This is a genomic window from Streptomyces sp. NPDC012466 (assembly GCF_042955215.1).
Taxonomy (GTDB): Bacteria; Actinomycetota; Actinomycetes; order Streptomycetales; family Streptomycetaceae; genus Streptomyces.
In genome coordinates, this window is sequence record NZ_JBIBEQ010000002.1 from 785,469 (window position 1) to 803,455 (window position 17,987).

The 17,987-nt window shown below is 70.1% G+C and carries 15 protein-coding genes; 11 read left to right on the forward strand and 4 right to left on the reverse strand.

What is annotated here, in order from left to right; translation table 11 throughout:
• Positions 1-56: 56 nt before the first annotated feature.
• Positions 57-845 carry a phosphatase gene (locus ACFY9E_RS11080; protein ID WP_390981531.1) on the forward strand — a complete coding sequence of 263 codons (789 nt, stop codon included), beginning with the start codon at positions 57-59 and terminating at the stop codon, positions 843-845.
• On the opposite strand, the gene ACFY9E_RS11085 is transcribed toward ACFY9E_RS11080, so the two are convergent.
• From ACFY9E_RS11085 to ACFY9E_RS11095, 3 genes are all read right to left on the reverse strand, one after another.
• Positions 838-1,728, reverse strand: a complete 891-nt coding sequence (locus tag ACFY9E_RS11085; RefSeq protein ID WP_390981532.1) for an acyl-CoA thioesterase domain-containing protein — start codon at positions 1,726-1,728, stop codon at positions 838-840. The genes ACFY9E_RS11080 and ACFY9E_RS11085 overlap by 8 nt on opposite strands.
• A 46-nt stretch (positions 1,729-1,774) precedes the next feature.
• Complete coding sequence (locus tag ACFY9E_RS11090; protein ID WP_390981534.1) at positions 1,775-2,932, reverse strand: acyl-CoA dehydrogenase family protein; 1,158 nt, start codon at positions 2,930-2,932, stop codon at positions 1,775-1,777.
• A gap of 147 nt (positions 2,933-3,079) precedes the next feature.
• Complete coding sequence (locus tag ACFY9E_RS11095; RefSeq protein ID WP_390981536.1) at positions 3,080-3,673, reverse strand: TetR family transcriptional regulator; 594 nt, start codon at positions 3,671-3,673, stop codon at positions 3,080-3,082.
• A gap of 87 nt (positions 3,674-3,760) precedes the next feature.
• Between ACFY9E_RS11095 and ACFY9E_RS11100 the strand changes: the two genes are divergently transcribed.
• Genes ACFY9E_RS11100 through ACFY9E_RS11115 form a run of 4 tightly spaced genes read left to right on the forward strand, consistent with a single transcriptional unit; the run spans position 3,761 to position 9,421 of the window.
• The gene (locus ACFY9E_RS11100; RefSeq protein ID WP_390981538.1) at positions 3,761-5,377 is read left to right on the forward strand and encodes a carboxyl transferase domain-containing protein; all 1,617 of its coding nucleotides are present in this window, start codon (positions 3,761-3,763) and stop codon (positions 5,375-5,377) included.
• A gap of 14 nt (positions 5,378-5,391) precedes the next feature.
• The gene (locus ACFY9E_RS11105; RefSeq protein ID WP_390981540.1) at positions 5,392-7,308 is read left to right on the forward strand and encodes a biotin carboxylase N-terminal domain-containing protein; all 1,917 of its coding nucleotides are present in this window, start codon (positions 5,392-5,394) and stop codon (positions 7,306-7,308) included.
• The gene (locus ACFY9E_RS11110; RefSeq protein ID WP_390981542.1) at positions 7,305-8,255 is read left to right on the forward strand and encodes a hydroxymethylglutaryl-CoA lyase; all 951 of its coding nucleotides are present in this window, start codon (positions 7,305-7,307) and stop codon (positions 8,253-8,255) included. Before ACFY9E_RS11105 ends, ACFY9E_RS11110 begins: the two co-directional genes overlap by 4 nt.
• 5 nt (positions 8,256-8,260) lie before the next feature.
• Complete coding sequence (locus ACFY9E_RS11115; RefSeq protein ID WP_390981544.1) at positions 8,261-9,421, forward strand: acyl-CoA dehydrogenase family protein; 1,161 nt, start codon at positions 8,261-8,263, stop codon at positions 9,419-9,421.
• A gap of 74 nt (positions 9,422-9,495) precedes the next feature.
• Here ACFY9E_RS11115 and ACFY9E_RS11120 read toward each other — a convergent pair whose 3' ends face one another.
• The gene (locus tag ACFY9E_RS11120; protein ID WP_390981546.1) at positions 9,496-10,017 is read right to left on the reverse strand and encodes a hypothetical protein; all 522 of its coding nucleotides are present in this window, start codon (positions 10,015-10,017) and stop codon (positions 9,496-9,498) included.
• 743 nt (positions 10,018-10,760) lie between these two features.
• Here ACFY9E_RS11120 and ACFY9E_RS11125 point away from each other — a divergent pair.
• The 6 genes from ACFY9E_RS11125 to ACFY9E_RS11150 all read left to right on the forward strand — a co-directional run bounded on the left by ACFY9E_RS11125 (position 10,761) and on the right by ACFY9E_RS11150 (position 17,869).
• The gene (locus ACFY9E_RS11125) at positions 10,761-11,804 is read left to right on the forward strand and encodes an ABC transporter substrate-binding protein (RefSeq protein WP_390981548.1); all 1,044 of its coding nucleotides are present in this window, start codon (positions 10,761-10,763) and stop codon (positions 11,802-11,804) included.
• Between the two features lie 34 nt (positions 11,805-11,838).
• Complete coding sequence (locus tag ACFY9E_RS11130; protein WP_390981550.1) at positions 11,839-12,693, forward strand: siderophore-interacting protein; 855 nt, start codon at positions 11,839-11,841, stop codon at positions 12,691-12,693.
• 158 nt (positions 12,694-12,851) lie between these two features.
• Positions 12,852-14,294: a lysine decarboxylase DesA gene (desA, locus tag ACFY9E_RS11135; RefSeq protein ID WP_390981552.1), complete on the forward strand. Its 1,443-nt coding sequence runs from the start codon at positions 12,852-12,854 to the stop codon at positions 14,292-14,294.
• A complete protein-coding gene (locus ACFY9E_RS11140) occupies positions 14,278-15,555 on the forward strand; it encodes a SidA/IucD/PvdA family monooxygenase (protein ID WP_390981554.1) in 1,278 nt (425 codons plus the stop codon). The genes desA and ACFY9E_RS11140 overlap by 17 nt, the downstream gene beginning before the upstream one ends.
• The gene (locus tag ACFY9E_RS11145) at positions 15,552-16,103 is read left to right on the forward strand and encodes a GNAT family N-acetyltransferase (protein ID WP_390981556.1); all 552 of its coding nucleotides are present in this window, start codon (positions 15,552-15,554) and stop codon (positions 16,101-16,103) included. Before ACFY9E_RS11140 ends, ACFY9E_RS11145 begins: the two co-directional genes overlap by 4 nt.
• Positions 16,100-17,869, forward strand: coding sequence for an IucA/IucC family protein (locus ACFY9E_RS11150; protein ID WP_390981558.1), 1,770 nt, complete (start codon positions 16,100-16,102; stop codon positions 17,867-17,869). Before ACFY9E_RS11145 ends, ACFY9E_RS11150 begins: the two co-directional genes overlap by 4 nt.
• Positions 17,870-17,987 lie beyond the last annotated feature (118 nt).

The window sequence follows — 17,987 nt, forward strand, 5'->3', positions numbered from 1 at the left end:
TCCCAGCGTTCGATACGCCAGGGACGCCCACCGGTGGCTGCCTCACAATGGATGCCATGCCGATATCCGGGACACCCAGCCGCGCGGAACTCGTCGAACACCTCGTCAGGACGCGCATCGCGGGCGACGTCGCCACCCCCCGCGAGAACAACCTCTCCCACTACCGCAAGCTGGCGAACGGCGACCGCCACTACTGGCTCGGCCTGGAACTCGGCGACCGCTGGACCGACGAGCAGGACGTCCTGGCGGTGATGGCGGAACGCGTCGGCGTGAACGACGACCCCGGACACCGCTACGGCCAGGACACCATCGACCCGGAGCTGACCGTGGCCGGTCTGGAGCGGATGGCCGGGCGGCTGCGCAAGGCGGCGGACGGGCAGCAGCGCGTCCTCTTCGCCACCGGCCACCCCGGCGGCCTCCTCGACGTCCACCGCGCGACCGCGTCCGCACTGCGCGCGGCCGGCTGCGAGATCGTCGTCATCCCGGACGGGCTGACGACCGAGGAGGGCTACGTCATGCAGTTCGCGGACGTGGCGGTGCTGGAGCACGGCGCCACCCTGTGGCACACCCACTCGGGCGAACCGATGAAGGCGATCCTGAAGGGCCTGGAGCGCGAGGGCCGCCCGCTGCCCGACCTGGTCGTCGCCGACCACGGCTGGGCGGGCTACGCGGGACAGCACGGCGTGGACTCCATGGGCTACGCCGACTGCAACGACCCGGCCCTCTTCCTCGCCGAGGCCGAGGGCACCGTGCAGGTGACGGTGCCCCTGGACGACCACGTGGTCAGCCCCCGCCACTACGACCCGATGACGGCGTACCTGCTGGCGGAGGCGGGCCTCAGCTAGGACCCGGCTCGCGCGGGACGCGGACCACGCCCTCCTGGATCACGGTGACGGCGAGGCGCCCGTCCTGCGTGTAGATCCTCGCCTGCCCCAGTCCCCGGCCGCCGTACGCGGACGGGGACTCCTGGTCGTACAGCAGCCACTCGTCGGCGCGGAACGGCCGGTGGAACCACATCGCGTGGTCGAGCGAGGCCCCTACGACGTCCCCGACGGCCCAGCCGCCGCGCCCGTGCGCGAGCAGCACGGAGTCGAGCAGCGTCATGTCGGAGACGTACGTGGCGAGGACGACGTGCAGCAGCGGGTCGTCGACATCGCTGTCGAGCTTGCCGTTGGTGCGGAACCACACCTGGGAGTGCGGCTCGCGCGGCTCGCCGAACTTCCCGTAGGGCGGCTCGTCGACGTACCGCAGATCGACGGCGGCACGGGCCTCGAGGAACTTCTCCACCACGACGGGGTCGAGGTGCCCGTACCCGCGCAGCCGCTCCGCACCGGTCGGGAGCGTCACGGGATCGGGGGCGTCGGGCATCGGCTCCTGGTGATCCAGCCCGTCCTCGTGCGTCTGGAAGGACGCCGAGAGGTGGAAGATCGGCTTGCCGTGCTGGACGGCGACCACCCGGCGGGTGGTGAAGGAGCGGCCGTCGCGGATCCGGTCGACGGTGTAGACGATGGGTGCGCCGGGGTCGCCGGCACGCAGGAAGTACGCGTGCAGCGAGTGCGCCGGCCGGTCCTCGGGGACCGTGCGCCCCGCGGCGACGAGCGCCTGGGCCGCGACCTGTCCGCCGAAGACCCGGGGGACGACGGCGGACCGGGACCGGCCGCGGAAGATGTCCTCCTCGATCTGTTCCAGGTCGAGCAGATCGAGGAGGTCCTGTAGTGCCTGGCTCATGGGGGTAGTTGTACCGGCCAGTGATCGCGTGCCGGTGTCGGGGGCCTTACAGGCCCATGTCCTTGGCGATGATCGACTTCATGATCTCGCTGGTGCCGCCGTAGATGCGGTTGACGCGGTTGTCCGCGTACAGGCGGGCGATCGGGTACTCGTTCATGTAGCCGTAGCCGCCGTGCAGCTGGAGGCAGCGGTCGATGACGCGGTGGGCGACCTCGGTGCAGAACAGCTTCGCGGAGGCGGCCTCGGCGGGGGTGAGCTCGCCGGCGTCCAGGGCCTCGGTCGCGCGGTCGGCGACGGCCTCGGCGGCGTCCACCTCGGCCTGGCAGGCGGCCAGCTCGAACTTGGTGTTCTGGAAGTGCGCGACGGGCTTGCCGAAGACGGTGCGCTCCTGCACGTACTGCTTGGCGAACCGGACGGCGGCCTTGGCCTGGGCGTAGGCGCCGAAGGCGATGCCCCAGCGCTCGGAGGCCAGGTTGTGGCCGAGGTAGGAGAAGCCCTTGTTCTCCTCGCCGAGGAGGTCCTCGACGGGCACCTTGACGTCGACGAACGCCAGCTCGGCGGTGTCGGAGGTCTTCAGGCCGAGCTTGTCGAGCTTGCGGCCGACGGAGTAGCCCTCGGACTTGGTGTCCACGGCGAAGAGGGAGATGCCGTGGCGGCGGTCCTCGGCCGTCGGGGCGGCGGTGCGGGCGCAGACGATCACACGGTCGGCGTGCACGCCGCCGGTGATGAAGGTCTTGGCGCCGTTGAGGACGTAGTGGGTGCCGTCCTCGCTCAGCTTGGCGGTGGACTTCATGCCCGCGAGGTCGGAACCGGTGCCCGGCTCCGTCATCGCGATGGCCCACATCTCCTCGCCGGAGACGAACTTCGGCAGGTAGCGCTTCTTCTGCTCGTCGGTGGCGAGCATCTTGATGTACGGCAGGGCGAGCAGCACGTGCACGCCGGAGCCGCCGAACTGGACACCGGCGCGAGCGGTCTCCTCGTAGAGGACGGCCTCGAACTTGTGGCTGTCCAGGCCCGCGCCGCCGAACTCCTCGGGCACGTTGATCCCGAAGATGCCCAGCTCACCGAGCTTGTAGTAGAAGTCGCGGGGCGCCTGGCCCGCCGCGAACCACTCGTCGTACACCGGTACGACCTCGGCCTCGATGAAGGCGCGAAGGGTCTCCCGGAACGCCTCGTGATCCTCGTTGAACACCGTACGGCGCACGCCGCCACCTCCACGACTTCGCATGTCTAAGCGCTTGCTCAGTCAAAGATACCGGCGAGTATCGAGACGCGTCCAGGGTGGGGACGGGGCGGGCGGGGTAACGCTCGTCACGCCGGTCACCCCGGTGAGGTGCCGGGGACGCGGAAGTCAGTTCTCCGCCGCCGCGAACGCCCCCCGCGCCATCCGGTGCAGCAGCTCCGCCATGGCCCCCCGCCCGGGCAGCGATCCCGCCCTCCCCAGATGCGGCGTCGAGTTCAGCAGTCCGAACACCGAGTGCACGGCCGACCGGGCCGCGGGCTCCCCGAGCCCCGGGTACACCTCCCGCACCACCCCGACCCACAGCTCCACGTACTGCCGCTGGAGCTGGCGCACCATCTTCCGGTCGGTGTCCCGGAGGCGGTCCAGCTCCCGGTCGTGCAGGGTGATCAGGGGCCGGTCGTCGAGCGCGAAGTCGATATGCCCCTCGATCAGCGAGTCGAGCACCTGCTCCGCCCCACCCCCGTCCGCCTCCGCCAGCCGCCGCTTCGCCCCGGTCAGCAACTGCCCGCTGATCCCCACCAGGAGCTCCGCGAGCATCGCGTCCTTGCCCGCGAAGTGCCGGTACAGCCCGGGTCCGCTGATCCCGACCGCGGCGCCTATCTCATCGACTCCGACCCCGTGGAAGCCCCGCTCGGCGAACAGCCGCGCGGCCTCCTTGAGGATCTGCTCACGGCGGGTGGGGGCGTCGGTTCTGGTGGCCATGAAAACAATTCTAGACAGGGAGGTTAGCGGTCGTTAACCTGAAGGAAATGCGTTAACGCTCATTAACAAGGTGAGGGGACCCGCAGGATGCACGAGGCACCGGAGCTCACGAGCGCGGCAGACCCCGCGTCGGAGGCCTTTCGGGCCAACGAGGAGGCGCACCACGCCCTCGTCGAGGAGCTGCGCGGCAAGCTCGCCGCGGCCGCACAGGGCGGCGGCGAGAAGGCCCGCGCCCGCCACACGGCCCGCGGCAAGCTGCTCCCCCGCGACCGCGTGGACACGCTCCTCGACCCGGGCTCGCCCTTCCTGGAGCTGGCCCCGCTCGCGGCCGACGGGATGTACGAGGGCCAGGCCCCGGCGGCCGGAGTCATCGCCGGCATCGGCCGGGTCAGCGGCCGCGAGACGGTGGTCATCGCCAACGACGCCACGGTCAAGGGCGGCACGTACTACCCGATGACGGTCAAGAAGCACCTCCGCGCCCAGGAGGTCGCCCTCGACAACCGCCTCCCCTGTGTCTACCTGGTGGACTCCGGGGGCGCCTTCCTCCCCATGCAGGACGAGGTCTTCCCGGACCGCGACCACTTCGGCCGCATCTTCTACAACCAGGCCCGCATGTCCGGCGCCGGCATTCCCCAGATCGCCGCCGTCCTGGGCTCCTGCACGGCCGGCGGCGCGTACGTCCCGGCGATGAGCGACGAGGCGGTGATCGTCCGCAACCAGGGCACGATCTTCCTGGGCGGCCCGCCCCTGGTGAAGGCGGCCACGGGCGAGGTCGTCACGGCGGAGGAACTGGGCGGCGGCGAGGTCCACTCCCGCGTCTCGGGTGTCACCGACCACCTCGCGGAGAACGACGCGCACGCCCTGCGCATCGTCCGCACCATCGTCTCCACCCTCCCCGCCCGGGGGTCGCTCCCCTGGGAGGTCACGGAGGCGACGGAACCCAAGGTCGACCCGCACGGCCTCTACGGCGCGGTCCCGGTCGACTCCCGCACCCCCTACGACGTGCGCGAGATCATCGCCCGGGTCGTCGACGGCTCCCGCTTCGCCGAGTTCAAGTCCGAGTTCGGCCAGACCCTGGTCACCGGCTTCGCCCGGATCCACGGCCACCCGGTGGGCATCGTCGCCAACAACGGCATCCTGTTCGCCGAGTCCGCCCAGAAGGGCGCCCACTTCATCGAGCTGTGCGACCAGCGCGGCATCCCGCTGGTGTTCCTGCAGAACATCTCGGGCTTCATGGTCGGCAAGGACTACGAGGCGGGCGGCATCGCCAAGCACGGCGCCAAGATGGTCACGGCCGTGGCCTGCACGCGCGTACCGAAGCTCACGGTCGTGGTCGGCGGCTCGTACGGCGCGGGCAACTACTCCATGTGCGGCAGGGCGTACTCCCCCCGCTTCCTGTGGATGTGGCCGAACGCCAAGATCTCGGTCATGGGCGGTGAGCAGGCCGCCTCGGTCCTCGCGACCGTCAAGCGGGACCAGCTGGAGGGGCGCGGCGAGACCTGGCCCGCGGAGGACGAGGACGCCTTCAAGGCCCCGATCCGCGCCCAGTACGAGCGCCAGGGCAACGCCTACTACGCGACGGCCCGCCTCTGGGACGACGGTGTCATCGACCCGCTGGACACCCGTCAGGTCCTGGGCCTGGCCCTGACCGCCTGCGCCAACGCGCCCCTGGGTGACCCCCAGTTCGGCGTCTTCCGGATGTGAGGGGACGGACGACGATGTTCGAGACAGTACTGGTGGCCAACCGCGGCGAGATCGCCGTACGGGTGATCCGTACGCTGCGGTCGATGGGCGTGCGCTCGGTGGCCGTCTTCTCCGACGCGGACGCCGACGCCCGGCACGTCCGCGAGGCGGACACGGCGGTCCGGATCGGCCCGGCCCCCGCGTCCGAGAGCTACCTGTCGGTGGAGCGCCTCCTGGAGGCCGCGGCCCGCACGGGCGCGCAGGCCGTCCACCCGGGCTACGGCTTCCTCGCGGAGAACGCCGCCTTCGCGCGCGCCTGCGCCGGGGCCGGCCTGGTCTTCATCGGCCCCCCTGCGGACGCGATCGCGCTCATGGGCGACAAGATCCGCGCCAAGGAGACGGTCCAGGAGGCCGGGGTGCCGGTCGTGCCCGGCGGACGCGACCCGGATCTGGCCGAGGCGGCCCGCGCACTGGGCGCGCCGGTGCTGCTGAAGCCGAGCGCGGGCGGCGGCGGCAAGGGCATGCGCCTAGTACGGGACCTGACCCGGCTGGAGGACGAGATCGCGTCGGCCCGCCGTGAGGCCCGCGCCTCTTTCGGCGACGACACGCTCCTCGTGGAGCGCTGGATCGACCGCCCCCGCCACATCGAGATCCAGGTCCTGGCGGACGGCCACGGCAACGTGGTCCACCTGGGCGAGCGCGAGTGCTCCCTCCAGCGCCGCCACCAGAAGATCATCGAGGAGGCGCCGAGCGTCCTCCTGGACGAGGAGACGCGCTCCGCGATGGGCGAGGCGGCGGTCCAGGCGGCCCGCTCCTGCGGCTACCGGGGCGCGGGCACGGTGGAGTTCATCGTCCCCGGCACCGACCCGTCGTCGTACTACTTCATGGAGATGAACACCCGCCTCCAGGTGGAGCACCCGGTCACGGAGCTGATCACCGGCCTGGACCTGGTCGAGTGGCAGCTGCGGGTGGCGGCCGGGGAGCCCCTCGGCTTCACCCAGCAGGACGTACGGCTGACAGGCCACGCGGTGGAGGCCCGCATCTGCGCCGAGGACCCGGCGCGCGGCTTCCTCCCCTCCGGCGGCACGGTCCTGAGGCTGCGCGAGCCGCAGGGCGACGGCGTCCGCACCGACTCGGGCCTCACCGAGGGCACGCAGGTCGGCAGCCTCTACGACCCGATGCTCTCCAAGGTCATCGCCTACGGCCCCGACCGCGCGACCGCCCTGCGCAAGCTGCGCGCGGCCCTGGCGGAGACGGTCACGCTCGGCGTGCAGACCAACGCCGGTTTCCTGCGCCGCCTGCTCGCCCACCCGGCCGTGGTCTCCGGCGACATGGACACGGGCCTGGTCGAGCGCGCAGTGGAGGACCTGGTCCCCACGGACGTACCGGAGGAGGTGTACGAGGCGGCGGCGGCCGTACGCCTGGAGGCCCTGAAGCCCGAGCCGGACGGCTGGACGGACCCCTTCTCGGTCCCGAGCGGCTGGCGCCTGGGCGGCCGGCCGAAGCCACCGGTCTTCCACCTGAAGGTGCAGGAGCCGCTGGAGTACACCCCGCGCGGCACGGCCACGGTCACGGACGACCGGGTCGCGGTGACCCTGGACGGCGTCCGGCACACCTTCCGCCGCGCCGCCGACTGGCTCGGCCGCGACGGCGACGCCTGGCACGTACGGGACCACGACCCGGTGGCCGCGTCCCTGACCCGGTCGGCGCACGCCGGCGCCGACTCCCTGACCGCGCCCATGCCCGGCACGGTCACGGTGGTCAAGGTCGCGGTGGGCGACGAGGTGAGCGCCGGACAGAGCCTGCTGGTGGTGGAGGCGATGAAGATGGAGCACGTCATCTCCGCCCCGCACGCCGGCAAGGTCGCCGAACTGGACGTGTCGCCCGGCAGCACGGTCGCCATGGACCAGGTCCTGGCGGTCATCGCACCGCACGAGGAGGCGGCGGAATGACAGTCCCAGGACTCCCGATGGCCGTCCCGGCCGGGGATCTCCCCACCCGGGTCCGCATCCACGAGGTCGGCGCGCGCGACGGCCTGCAGAACGAGAAGGCCACGGTCCCCACGGAGATCAAGGCGGAGTTCATCCGCCGCCTGGCCGACGCGGGCCTGACCACGATCGAGGCGACGAGCTTCGTCCACCCCAAGTGGGTCCCCCAACTGGCGGACGCGGAGCAGCTGTTCCCTCTCGTCGGCGACCTCCCGGTGGCCCTCCCGGTCCTCGTGCCGAATGAACGGGGCCTGGACCGCGCCCTGGCCCTCGGCGCCCGCCGGGTGGCGGTCTTCGCCAGCGCCACGGAGTCCTTCGCCAAGGCCAACCTCAACCGGACGGTGGACGAGGCCCTGGCGATGTTCGAGCCGGTGGTGAACCGGGCGAAGACCGAGTCGGTCCACGTCCGCGGCTACCTCTCGATGTGCTTCGGCGACCCGTGGGAGGGCCCGGTCCCCATCCCCCAGGTGGTGAAGGTCTGCCGGGCCCTGATGGACATGGGCTGCGACGAACTGAGCCTCGGCGACACGATCGGCGTCGCGACACCCGGTCACGTCGTCGCGCTCCTCGCGGCCCTGGACGAGGCGGGCGTCCCGCCCACCACCCTCGGCGTCCACTTCCACGACACCTACGGCCAGGCCCTGGCCAACACCCTCGCGGCGCTCCAGCAGGGCGTCACGACGGTCGACGCCTCGGCGGGCGGCCTGGGCGGCTGCCCGTACGCGAAGTCGGCGACGGGCAACCTCGCCACCGAAGACCTCGTGTGGATGCTGCGGGGCCTCGGCATCGACACCGGAATCGACCTCGGCCGCCTCGTCGCCACGAGCGCGTGGATGGCCGCCCACCTGGGCCGACCCAGCCCGTCCCGCACCGTCCGAGCCCTGTCCCACGAGGACACCGAGGAGCACTGATCACCATGGACTACCGTCTCTCCCCCGAACTGGAGGAACTCCGCCGCACGGTCGAGGAGTTCGCGCACGAGGTGGTGGCGCCGAAGATCGGCGACTTCTACGAGCGGCACGAGTTCCCGTACGAGATCGTCCGGGAGATGGGCCGCATGGGCCTGTTCGGCCTGCCGTTCCCGGAGGAGTACGGCGGCATGGGCGGCGACTACCTGGCCCTGGGCGTGGCCCTGGAGGAACTGGCCCGGGTGGACTCCTCGGTGGCGATCACCCTGGAGGCCGGCGTCTCGCTGGGCGCGATGCCGATCCACCTCTACGGCACCGAGGCCCAGAAGCAGGAGTGGCTCCCCCGCCTGTGCTCGGGCGACATGCTGGGCGCGTTCGGCCTGACGGAGCCGGACGGCGGCAGCGACGCGGGAGCGACCCGCACGACGGCCCGCCTGGACGAGTCGACGAACGAGTGGGTCATCAACGGCACGAAGTGCTTCATCACCAACTCGGGCACGGACATCACGGGCCTGGTGACGGTCACGGCGGTCACGGGCCGCAAGCCCGACGGCAGGCCGCGGATCTCCTCGATCATCGTCCCGTCGGGCACCCCCGGCTTCACCGTCGCGGCCCCCTACTCCAAGGTCGGCTGGAACGCCTCGGACACCCGCGAGCTGTCCTTCACGGACGTCCGCGTCCCGGCGGCGAACCTCCTGGGCGAGGAGGGCCGCGGCTACGCCCAGTTCCTGCGCATCCTCGACGAGGGCCGCATCGCGATCGCGGCCCTGGCGACGGGTCTGGCGCAGGGCTGCGTCGACGAGTCGGTCAAGTACGCCAAGGAGCGCCACGCGTTCGGCAGGCCGATCGCCGCGAACCAGGCCATCCAGTTCAAGATCGCGGACATGGAGATGAAGGCCCACACGTCCCGCCTCGCCTGGCGCGACGCGGCGGCCCGCCTGGTGACCGGCGCCCCCTTCAAGAAGGAAGCGGCCCTGGCGAAGCTCCACTCCTCCACGGTGGCGGTGGACAACGCCCGTGAGGCCACCCAGATCCACGGCGGCTACGGCTTCATGAACGAGTACCCGGTCGCCCGCATGTGGCGCGACTCCAAGATCCTGGAGATCGGCGAGGGCACGAGCGAGGTCCAGCGGATGCTGATCGCACGGGAGTTGGGGCTGGTGGGCTGAGCCACGCCGAGGGGCCGTCGAAGACCGGCCCGGGCCCTGAGTACAGGAACTCAGGGCCCGGCGGTGTGCGGTGGTCAGCCGTGTATGAGGGGCGAACCGAGCAGTTCCTGGGTGATGGCGCCCTTGCCGTCGCCCTCTATGTCGTAGACGATCGTCGCGTCGGTCGACCACCACAGCTCGCCGTCGTACACCGCGGACGGCGCGACGCAGGTGTTCGCGGGCTCCACCAGGAACCACGAGTAGTTGTCGTTGACGAGCTTGGTCAGGTCGCACGTCTTCGACGTGTAGACGTGGTCCTCGCCGGTCTTGGTCAGACGCTCCTCGATCCGCGTCGTGATCTTGAAGCTGGTGAAGCGCTTGGAGTTGTCGACGACCTGGTCGTCGATGATCTGCCAGCTCATGACCGACTTGCCGGTCAGGCTGCCGGACAGGGTCGCGGTGTTCTCGACGTAGTACGTGGTCTGCGGCTTGTCGCCGGGGAAGACCACGTCGAACTGCGAGTCCGACGTGCCGGCCGCGGCCGGCGCCGCGGCCAGGGCGACGAGGGCGAGAGCGGCGGCGCCGCCCGCGACAGCGGTGGACAGGTGCTTTCTCATGCTGGTGTCCCTTCCGGGATGGGTCGAGTGGGGCCCCGTCCGTGCGGGGCTTCTGGGCGGCGGTGGGCTCACGGGCCCACGCCGGCGAGGGGAGCGCTCCAGGGAGTCGGCGTGCAGGCCGGTGCCGCCGGTCTTCGGAGGGGGACGACTGGGCCGACGGCCCGTCACGCAGGGCGAGAGATCACGTGGTCACCGGCCCGCGCCGGTCAGGTCGCGGCCGCGCCGGACGCAGCTGTGCGACGGGCGGCAAGGCCGGGTGACACGCAGGGCGTCGTGGGACATAGCGCAGCATTCCCCCGTGAAAAGCGCGCGTTGGGAACCGATGTTCGGTTCAGTGGTCACTTGAAACGTATCAGTCCGCCACGCTGCGTGTCACTCACGATTTCCACAGCGGGATCACATGTCACACAGGCCACGCACTGCCGAGCGGGCCAACGTCCCCCCAGCGGCGGCGGTTTCAGAGACCATCCATGACCTTGCCGCGCAACGGCCCATAAACCTCGCGCGATTCGAGCTCGCTTGAAAGAACCCCTCTACGCCTGGGCTGAATTGAGCCGCCATCACCCCTGGGTCCTCGTGATTCGGATCACCGCGCTGCCGGGCATTGCCCCGATCCACCCCGGGCAGACACCCCAGGACCCCCTGGACACAAATGCAGGTTAGGCTAACCTAAGCTTGTTTCCAGCCAAGCGGCTGTCAGCCGTGCCCGCAGTGGCTCCGTACGTACGAAAGCAGACCCAGTCATGTCGAACGCCAGAACCGCCCGTTTCTCCCGCCGCGGCCTGCTCGCCGCCGGTGGTGCTCTCGGGCTCGGCGCCCTCGTGACCGCGTGTGGCAGTGAAGACTCCAAGGACGGCGGCTCGGACGCGAAGGGTGCCGCCAAGTCCGGCCCCTGGTCCTTCGAGGACGACCGCGGCAAGACCGTGAAGCTCGACAAGGTCCCCTCGAACATCGTCGCGTTCACCGGTGTCGCCGCCGCCCTGTACGACTACGGCATCGAGGTCAAGGGCGTCTTCGGGCCGACCAAGACCAAGGACGGCAAGGCCGATGTCCAGGCCGGCGACATGGACGTCAGCAAGCTGACCGTCTTCGGCAACCGGTTCGACCAGTTCAACGTCGAGCAGTACGCCGCCTTCCAGCCCGAGGTGCTCATCACCACGACCTTCGACGCCGCGGGCAGCCTCTGGTACGTCCCGGAGACGTCCAAGGACAAGATCGCCAAGCTCGCCCCGAGCGTCGCGATCTCGGTCTTCGACCGCCAGATGCCGAAGCCTCTGCAGCGCATGGCCGAGCTCGCCGAGTCGCTCGGCGCCGACCCGAAGGCCGCGAAGATCGCCGAGGCGAAGAAGCGTTTCGAGGCCGCCTCCGAGCGGCTGCGCAAGGCCGCCAAGTCCCGCCCCGAGATCAAGGTGCTGGCCGGTTCCGCCTCGGACGCCATCTTCTACGTCTCCGGCTCCAACTTCTCCATCGACCTGGAGTACTTCAAGGCCCTCGGCGTGAACCTCGTCGAGCCGCCCGAGAAGGCCAAGGAGGCCAACGGCGGCTGGTTCGAGAACCTCAGCTGGGAGAACGTCGACAAGTACCCGGCGGACATCATCATGATGGACGACCGCGCCTCGACCATCCAGCCGGCCGACATCACCGAGGCCACCTGGAAGAAGCTGCCCGCGGTCAAGGCCGGTCAGGTCATCTCCCGTTCGCCCGAGCCGATCCTGTCGTACGACAAGTGCACGCCTCTGGTGGAGAACCTCGCCAAGGCCATCGAGTCGGCCAAGAAGGTCGCCTGACCCCCTCTCCCTTCCTGACGTCCAGGAGCCGTACGTGACCACCGCCGTAGCCGCCCCGTTCCGTTTCTTCTCCCTCCAGGTCGTGCGGACGAGGCGGCTCGGGCCGTCTCTGGTGCGGGTCACCTTCGCCGGGCCCGATCTGCACGCCTTTCATTCCGACGGGCAGGACCAGTCGCTGTCGCTGTTCCTGCCGCACCCGGGACAGAGCGAGCCGGTCGTGCCGCTCGAGCTCGGGGACGGCTGGTGGCAGGGTTGGCGGGAACTCCCGGACGACGTACGGGCCGTGATGCGGTCGTACACCCTGCGCGGTCTGCGCCGGGACCCGGACGAGATCGACATCGACTTCGCCCTGCACGGCATCGGTCCGGGCGCCTCCGTCCAGGCCGGCCCGGCCTCCCGCTGGGCCGCCCGGGCCGCCGCCGGGGACCGGGTGCTGCTGCTCGGGCCGGCCGTCGCCGACAACCGGGCGATCCGCTTCCGGCCGCCGCGGGACACCGACCTCGTGGTCGTCTGGGGCGACGAGACGGCCGTACCCGCCGCCTCGGCCATCGTCGAGGCGCTGCCGGCCGGCACCCGCGCCCGGGTCTGGCTGGAGGTCCCGCACGTCGGCGACATCCAGGACCTGGCGACCGAGGCCGACGCCGAGATCACCTGGCTCGTGCGGGACGAGCGGAGCGCCGAGGGGCACCCCATGGCCCTCGGCGCCCTCCGGGACGCCCCGTTGCCGCCCGCCGAGCGGCCCTACGTGTGGATCGCCGGTGAGTCCGGGTGTGTGAAGGAGCTGCGCCGGCACTTCGTGCGCGAGCGCGGCATCGACCGCCGCAGGGTGACGTTCGTCGGCTATTGGCGGCATGGCGTGAGCGAGGAGCAGCTGCGGGCCGAGGCATAGCCGCGGCCACACCAGGACCACGGTGACACGAGTGACCACGGTCACGGCACGCCCTGCTCCAACCTCGATCAACTTAGGTTAGGCTTACCTAAGTTTTGGACGCCGGAGACCAACCCATCCCGTCCCACACCGGACCGTCCCCACCGGAGGACCCCCGCATGCGCTCGCACCTGCTCAATGACACCACCGCGGAGCAGTACCGCCGCTCCGTGACCGACGGAGTCGAGCGGGTGGCCGCCAAACTCGCCGCCACCGAACGGCCGTTCACCGGCATCACCGTCGACGCCCTCTCCCCGCGCATCGACGCGATCGACCTCGACCGGCCGCTGCACGACACCACCGCGGTGCTCGACGAACTGGAGGACGTCTACCTCCGGGACGCGATCTACTTCCACCACCCCCGCTACCTGGCGCACCTCAACTGCCCGGTCGTCATCCCGGCCGTGCTCGGCGAGGCCGTCCTGTCCGCCGTGAACTCCTCGCTGGACACCTGGGACCAGTCGGCCGGCGGCACGCTCATCGAGCGCAAACTGATCGACTGGACGACCGACCGCATCGGCCTCGGCCCCGCCGCCGACGGCGTGTTCACCTCCGGCGGCACCCAGTCCAACCTCCAGGCGCTCCTGCTCGCCCGCGAGGAGGCCAAGACGGACTCCCTCGCCGAACTGCGCATCTTCGCCTCCGAGGTCAGCCACTTCAGCGTGAAGAAGTCCGCGAAGCTGCTCGGCCTCGGCCCGGACGCCGTGGTCTCCATACCCGTCGACCACGACAAGCGCATGCAGACCGTCACGCTCGCCCGCGAGCTGGAGCGCTGCGCGCAGGACGGCCTCGTCCCCATGGCCGTCGTCGCCACCGCCGGCACCACCGACTTCGGCTCCATCGACCCCCTTCCGGAGATCGCCGAACTGTGCGAGCAGTTCGGCACCTGGATGCACGTCGACGCCGCCTACGGCTGCGGCCTGCTCGCCTCCCTGAAGCACCGGGACCGCATCAGCGGCATCGAGCGCGCCGACTCCGTCACCGTCGACTACCACAAGTCCTTCTTCCAGCCGGTGAGTTCCTCGGCCGTGCTGGTGCGGGACGCCGCCACGCTGCGCCACGCCACCTACCACGCCGAGTACCTCAACCCACGCCGCATGGTGGAGGAGCGCATCCCCAACCAGGTGGACAAGTCCCTCCAGACCACCCGCCGCTTCGACGCCCTGAAGCTGTGGATGACCCTGCGGACCATGGGCGCCGACGGCATCGGGCAGCTCTTCGACGAGGTGTGCGACCTGGCCCAGGAGGGCTGGCGGCTGCTCGCCGCCGACCCGCGCTTCGACGTCGTCGTCCGCCCCAGCCTGTCCACCCTGGTCTTCCGCTACATCCCGGCGGCCGTCACCGACCCCGCCGAGATCGACCGCGCCAACCTCTACGCCCGCAAGGCCCTGTTCGCCTCCGGTGACGCCATCGTCGCGGGCACCAAGGTCGGCGGCCGCCACTACCTGAAGTTCACCCTGCTCAACCCCGAGACGCAGGCGTCCGACATCGCCGCCGTCCTCGATCTGATCGCCGGCCACGCCGAGCAGTACCTGGGAGAGTCCCTTGACCGCGCGTCCTGACAACCCGACCAGAACCCATGACTTCGTGGGGATCGGGCTCGGCCCCTTCAACCTCGGCCTGGCCTGCCTCACCGAGCCCATCGACGAGCTCGACGGCGTCTTCCTGGAGTCGAAGCCCGACTTCGAGTGGCACGCGGGCATGTTCCTGGACGGCGCCCACCTCCAGACCCCGTTCATGTCGGACCTGGTCACCCTCGCCGACCCGACCTCCCCGTACTCCTTCCTGAACTACCTGAAGGAGAAGGGCCGGCTCTACTCGTTCTACATCCGCGAGAACTTCTACCCGCTGCGCGTCGAGTACGACGACTACTGCCGCTGGGCCGCGAACAAACTGAGCAGCGTCCGCTTCTCCACGACGGTCGCCGAGGTGACGTACGAGGACGAGCTCTACGTCGTGAGGACCACCGCCGGAGACACCTACCGGGCCCGTCACCTCGTGCTCGGCACCGGCACCCCGCCCTACATACCCGAGGCCTGCCAGGGCCTGGGCGGCGACTTCCTGCACAACTCCCGCTACCTGAGCCACAAGGCGGAGCTCCGGAAGAAGGACTCCATCACGCTGGTCGGCTCGGGCCAGTCGGCCGCCGAGATCTACTACGACCTGCTCAGCGAGATCGACGTCCACGGCTACCGGCTGAACTGGGTCACCCGCTCCCCGCGCTTCTTCCCGCTGGAGTACACCAAGCTCACGCTGGAGATGACGTCCCCGGAGTACGTCGACTACTTCCGCGAGCTGCCCGAGGCGACCCGCTACCGTCTCACGGCCGAGCAGAAGGGCCTGTTCAAGGGCATCGACGGCGACCTCATCAACGAAATCTTCGACCTGCTCTACCAGAAGAACCTCGGTGGCCCGGTCCCCACCCGGCTGCTCACCAACTGCTCGCTGAACAGCGCCCGCTACGAGAACGGCACCTACACCCTGGGCTTCCGCCAGGAGGAGCAGGGCAAGGACTTCGAACTGGACTCACAGGGCCTGGTCCTGGCCACCGGCTACCGGTACGCCGAGCCGGAGTTCCTGGCGCCCGTCAAGGACCGCCTGGTCTACGACTCGCAGGGCAACTTCGACGTCGCCCGCAACTACGCGATCGACGTCACCGGCCGGGGGATCTTCCTCCAGAACGCCGGCGTCCACACGCACAGCATCACCAGCCCCGACCTGGGCATGGGCCCGTACCGGAACGCGTACATCATCCGCGAGCTGCTCGGCAGCGAGTACTACCCGGTGGAGAAGACGATCGCGTTCCAGGAGTTCGCCGTATGAGCGCCACCACCGGCATCGGAACGCTCACCGTCCGCCCGCTCGACCCCCTGAAGGACGCCGGGCTGCTGCACTCCTGGGTCACCCACCCCAAGGCGGCCTACTGGATGATGCAGGACGCCAAACTCCAGGACGTCGAGCGCGAGTACATGCGGATCGCGGCGCACGAGCACCACCACGCGTACCTCGGTCTGCACGAGGGCCGGCCCGCGTTCCTGATGGAGACGTACGACCCCCGGTACGTGGAGCTGGTGGGGCTGTACGACCCGGAGCCCGGCGATGTCGGCATGCACTTCCTGGTCGCGCCGACCGACCGGCCGATCCACGGCTTCACCAAGGCCGTCATCACCGCCGTGATGGACGAGCTGTTCGCCGACCCGCGCACCCGCCGGGTCGTGGTGGAGCCCGACGTGAGCAACAAGGCAGTCCACGCGCTGAACGAGGCCGTCGGCTTCGTGGCCGAGCGCGAGATCGACAAGCCGGAGAAGCGCGCGCTGCTGAGCTTCTGCACGCGTGCGCAGTTCCTGGCCGCCCGAGGAGTATCCGTATGACCCTGTCCGACGCCGTAGCGCATCTGTCCCCCCACCGCTGGGCGCGGGCCAACCGCCTCCTGATCCGCAAAGCGCTCGCCGAGTTCGCGCACGAGCGGCTGATCACCCCCGAGAAGGACGGCGAGCAGTACGTCGTCCGCAGCGACGACGGCCTGACGAGCTACCGCTTCTCCGCGGCCCGCCGGGCCCTGGACCACTGGCAGGTCGACGCCGACTCCATCACCCGGCACCGGGACGGCACCGAAGTCCCGCTCGCCGCCCTGGACTTCTTCATCGAACTGCAGAAGTCCCTCGGTCTGAGCGACGCCATCCTGCCGGTCTACCTGGAGGAGATCTCCTCCACCCTCTCCGGCACCTGTTACAAGCTCACCAAGCCGGACACCACGGCGGCCGAGCTGGCGCGCGGCGACTTCCAGACCATCGAGACCTCGATGACCGAGGGCCACCCCTGCTTCGTCGCCAACAACGGGCGGCTGGGCTTCGGCATCCACGAGTACCTGTCGTACGCGCCGGAGACGGCGAGCCCGGTCCGCCTGGTGTGGCTGGCCGCGCACAGGTCACGGGCCGCGTTCACGGCCGGGGTCGGCATCGAGTACGAGTCCTTCCTGCGCGAGGAGCTGGGCGCGGAGACGGTCGAGCGCTTCCACGGCGTCCTGCGCGACCAGGACCTGGACCCGGCCGACTACCTGTTCATCCCGGTCCACCCCTGGCAGTGGTGGAACAAGCTCACCGTCACCTTCGCGGCCGAGGTGGCCCGCAAGCACCTCGTGTGCCTGGGCGAGGGCGACGACGAGTACCTGGCCCAGCAGTCCATCCGGACCTTCTTCAACAGGACGAGCCCGCAGAAGCACTACGTCAAAACGGCCCTGTCGGTCATCAACATGGGCTTCATGCGCGGCCTGTCGGCGGCCTACATGGAGGCCACCCCGGCGATCAACGACTGGCTGGCCCAGCTGATCGAGGGCGATCCGGTGCTGAAGTCCACGGGTCTGTCGATCATCCGGGAGCGTGCGGCGGTCGGTTACCGGCACCTGGAGTACGAGCAGGCGACGGACCGTTACTCGCCGTACCGCAAGATGCTCGCCGCGCTGTGGCGGGAGAGCCCGGTGCCCTCCCTCCAAGAGGGCGAGTCCCTGGCCACCATGGCGGCCCTGGTCCATGTCGACCACCAGGGGGCGTCCGTGGCGGGCGCGCTCATCGAACGGTCGGGCCTCACCCCGAAGGAGTGGCTGCGCCACTACCTCCAGGCCTACTTCACGCCTCTCCTCCACAGCTTCTACGCCTACGACCTGGTGTTCATGCCGCACGGCGAGAACGTCATCCTGGTGCTGAAGGACGGGGTCGTGCAGCGCGCGATCTACAAGGACATCGCCGAGGAGATCGCGGTCATGGACCCGGACGCGGTGCTGCCGCCGACGGTGGAGCGGCTGCGGGTGGAGGTCCCGGAGGACAAGAAGCTCCTGTCGATCTTCACGGACGTCTTCGACTGCTTCTTCCGCTTCCTCGCGGCGAACCTCGCCACGGAGGGCATCCTGGAGGAGGACGACTTCTGGCGCACGGTCGCGGAGGTCACCCGCGCCTACCAGGAGTCGAAGCCGGAACTCGCCGACAGGTTCAGGCAGTACGACATGTTCGCCCCCGAGTTCGCCCTCTCCTGCCTCAACCGCCTCCAACTCCGCAACAACGAGCAGATGGTCGACCTGTCGGACCCGTCCGGCGCCCTCCAGCTGGTGGGCACCCTGGAGAACCCGATCGCGGGATTCTGACCCACAGACAGACGCGCACCCCGGAGTACGGTCCTCCGGGGTGCGCGTCTTTGTAGGGCGCGGGGATCTGCGCGGTATTTCAGCGGCGCGGGGAACTGCGCGACAAGCCCCCACCGGC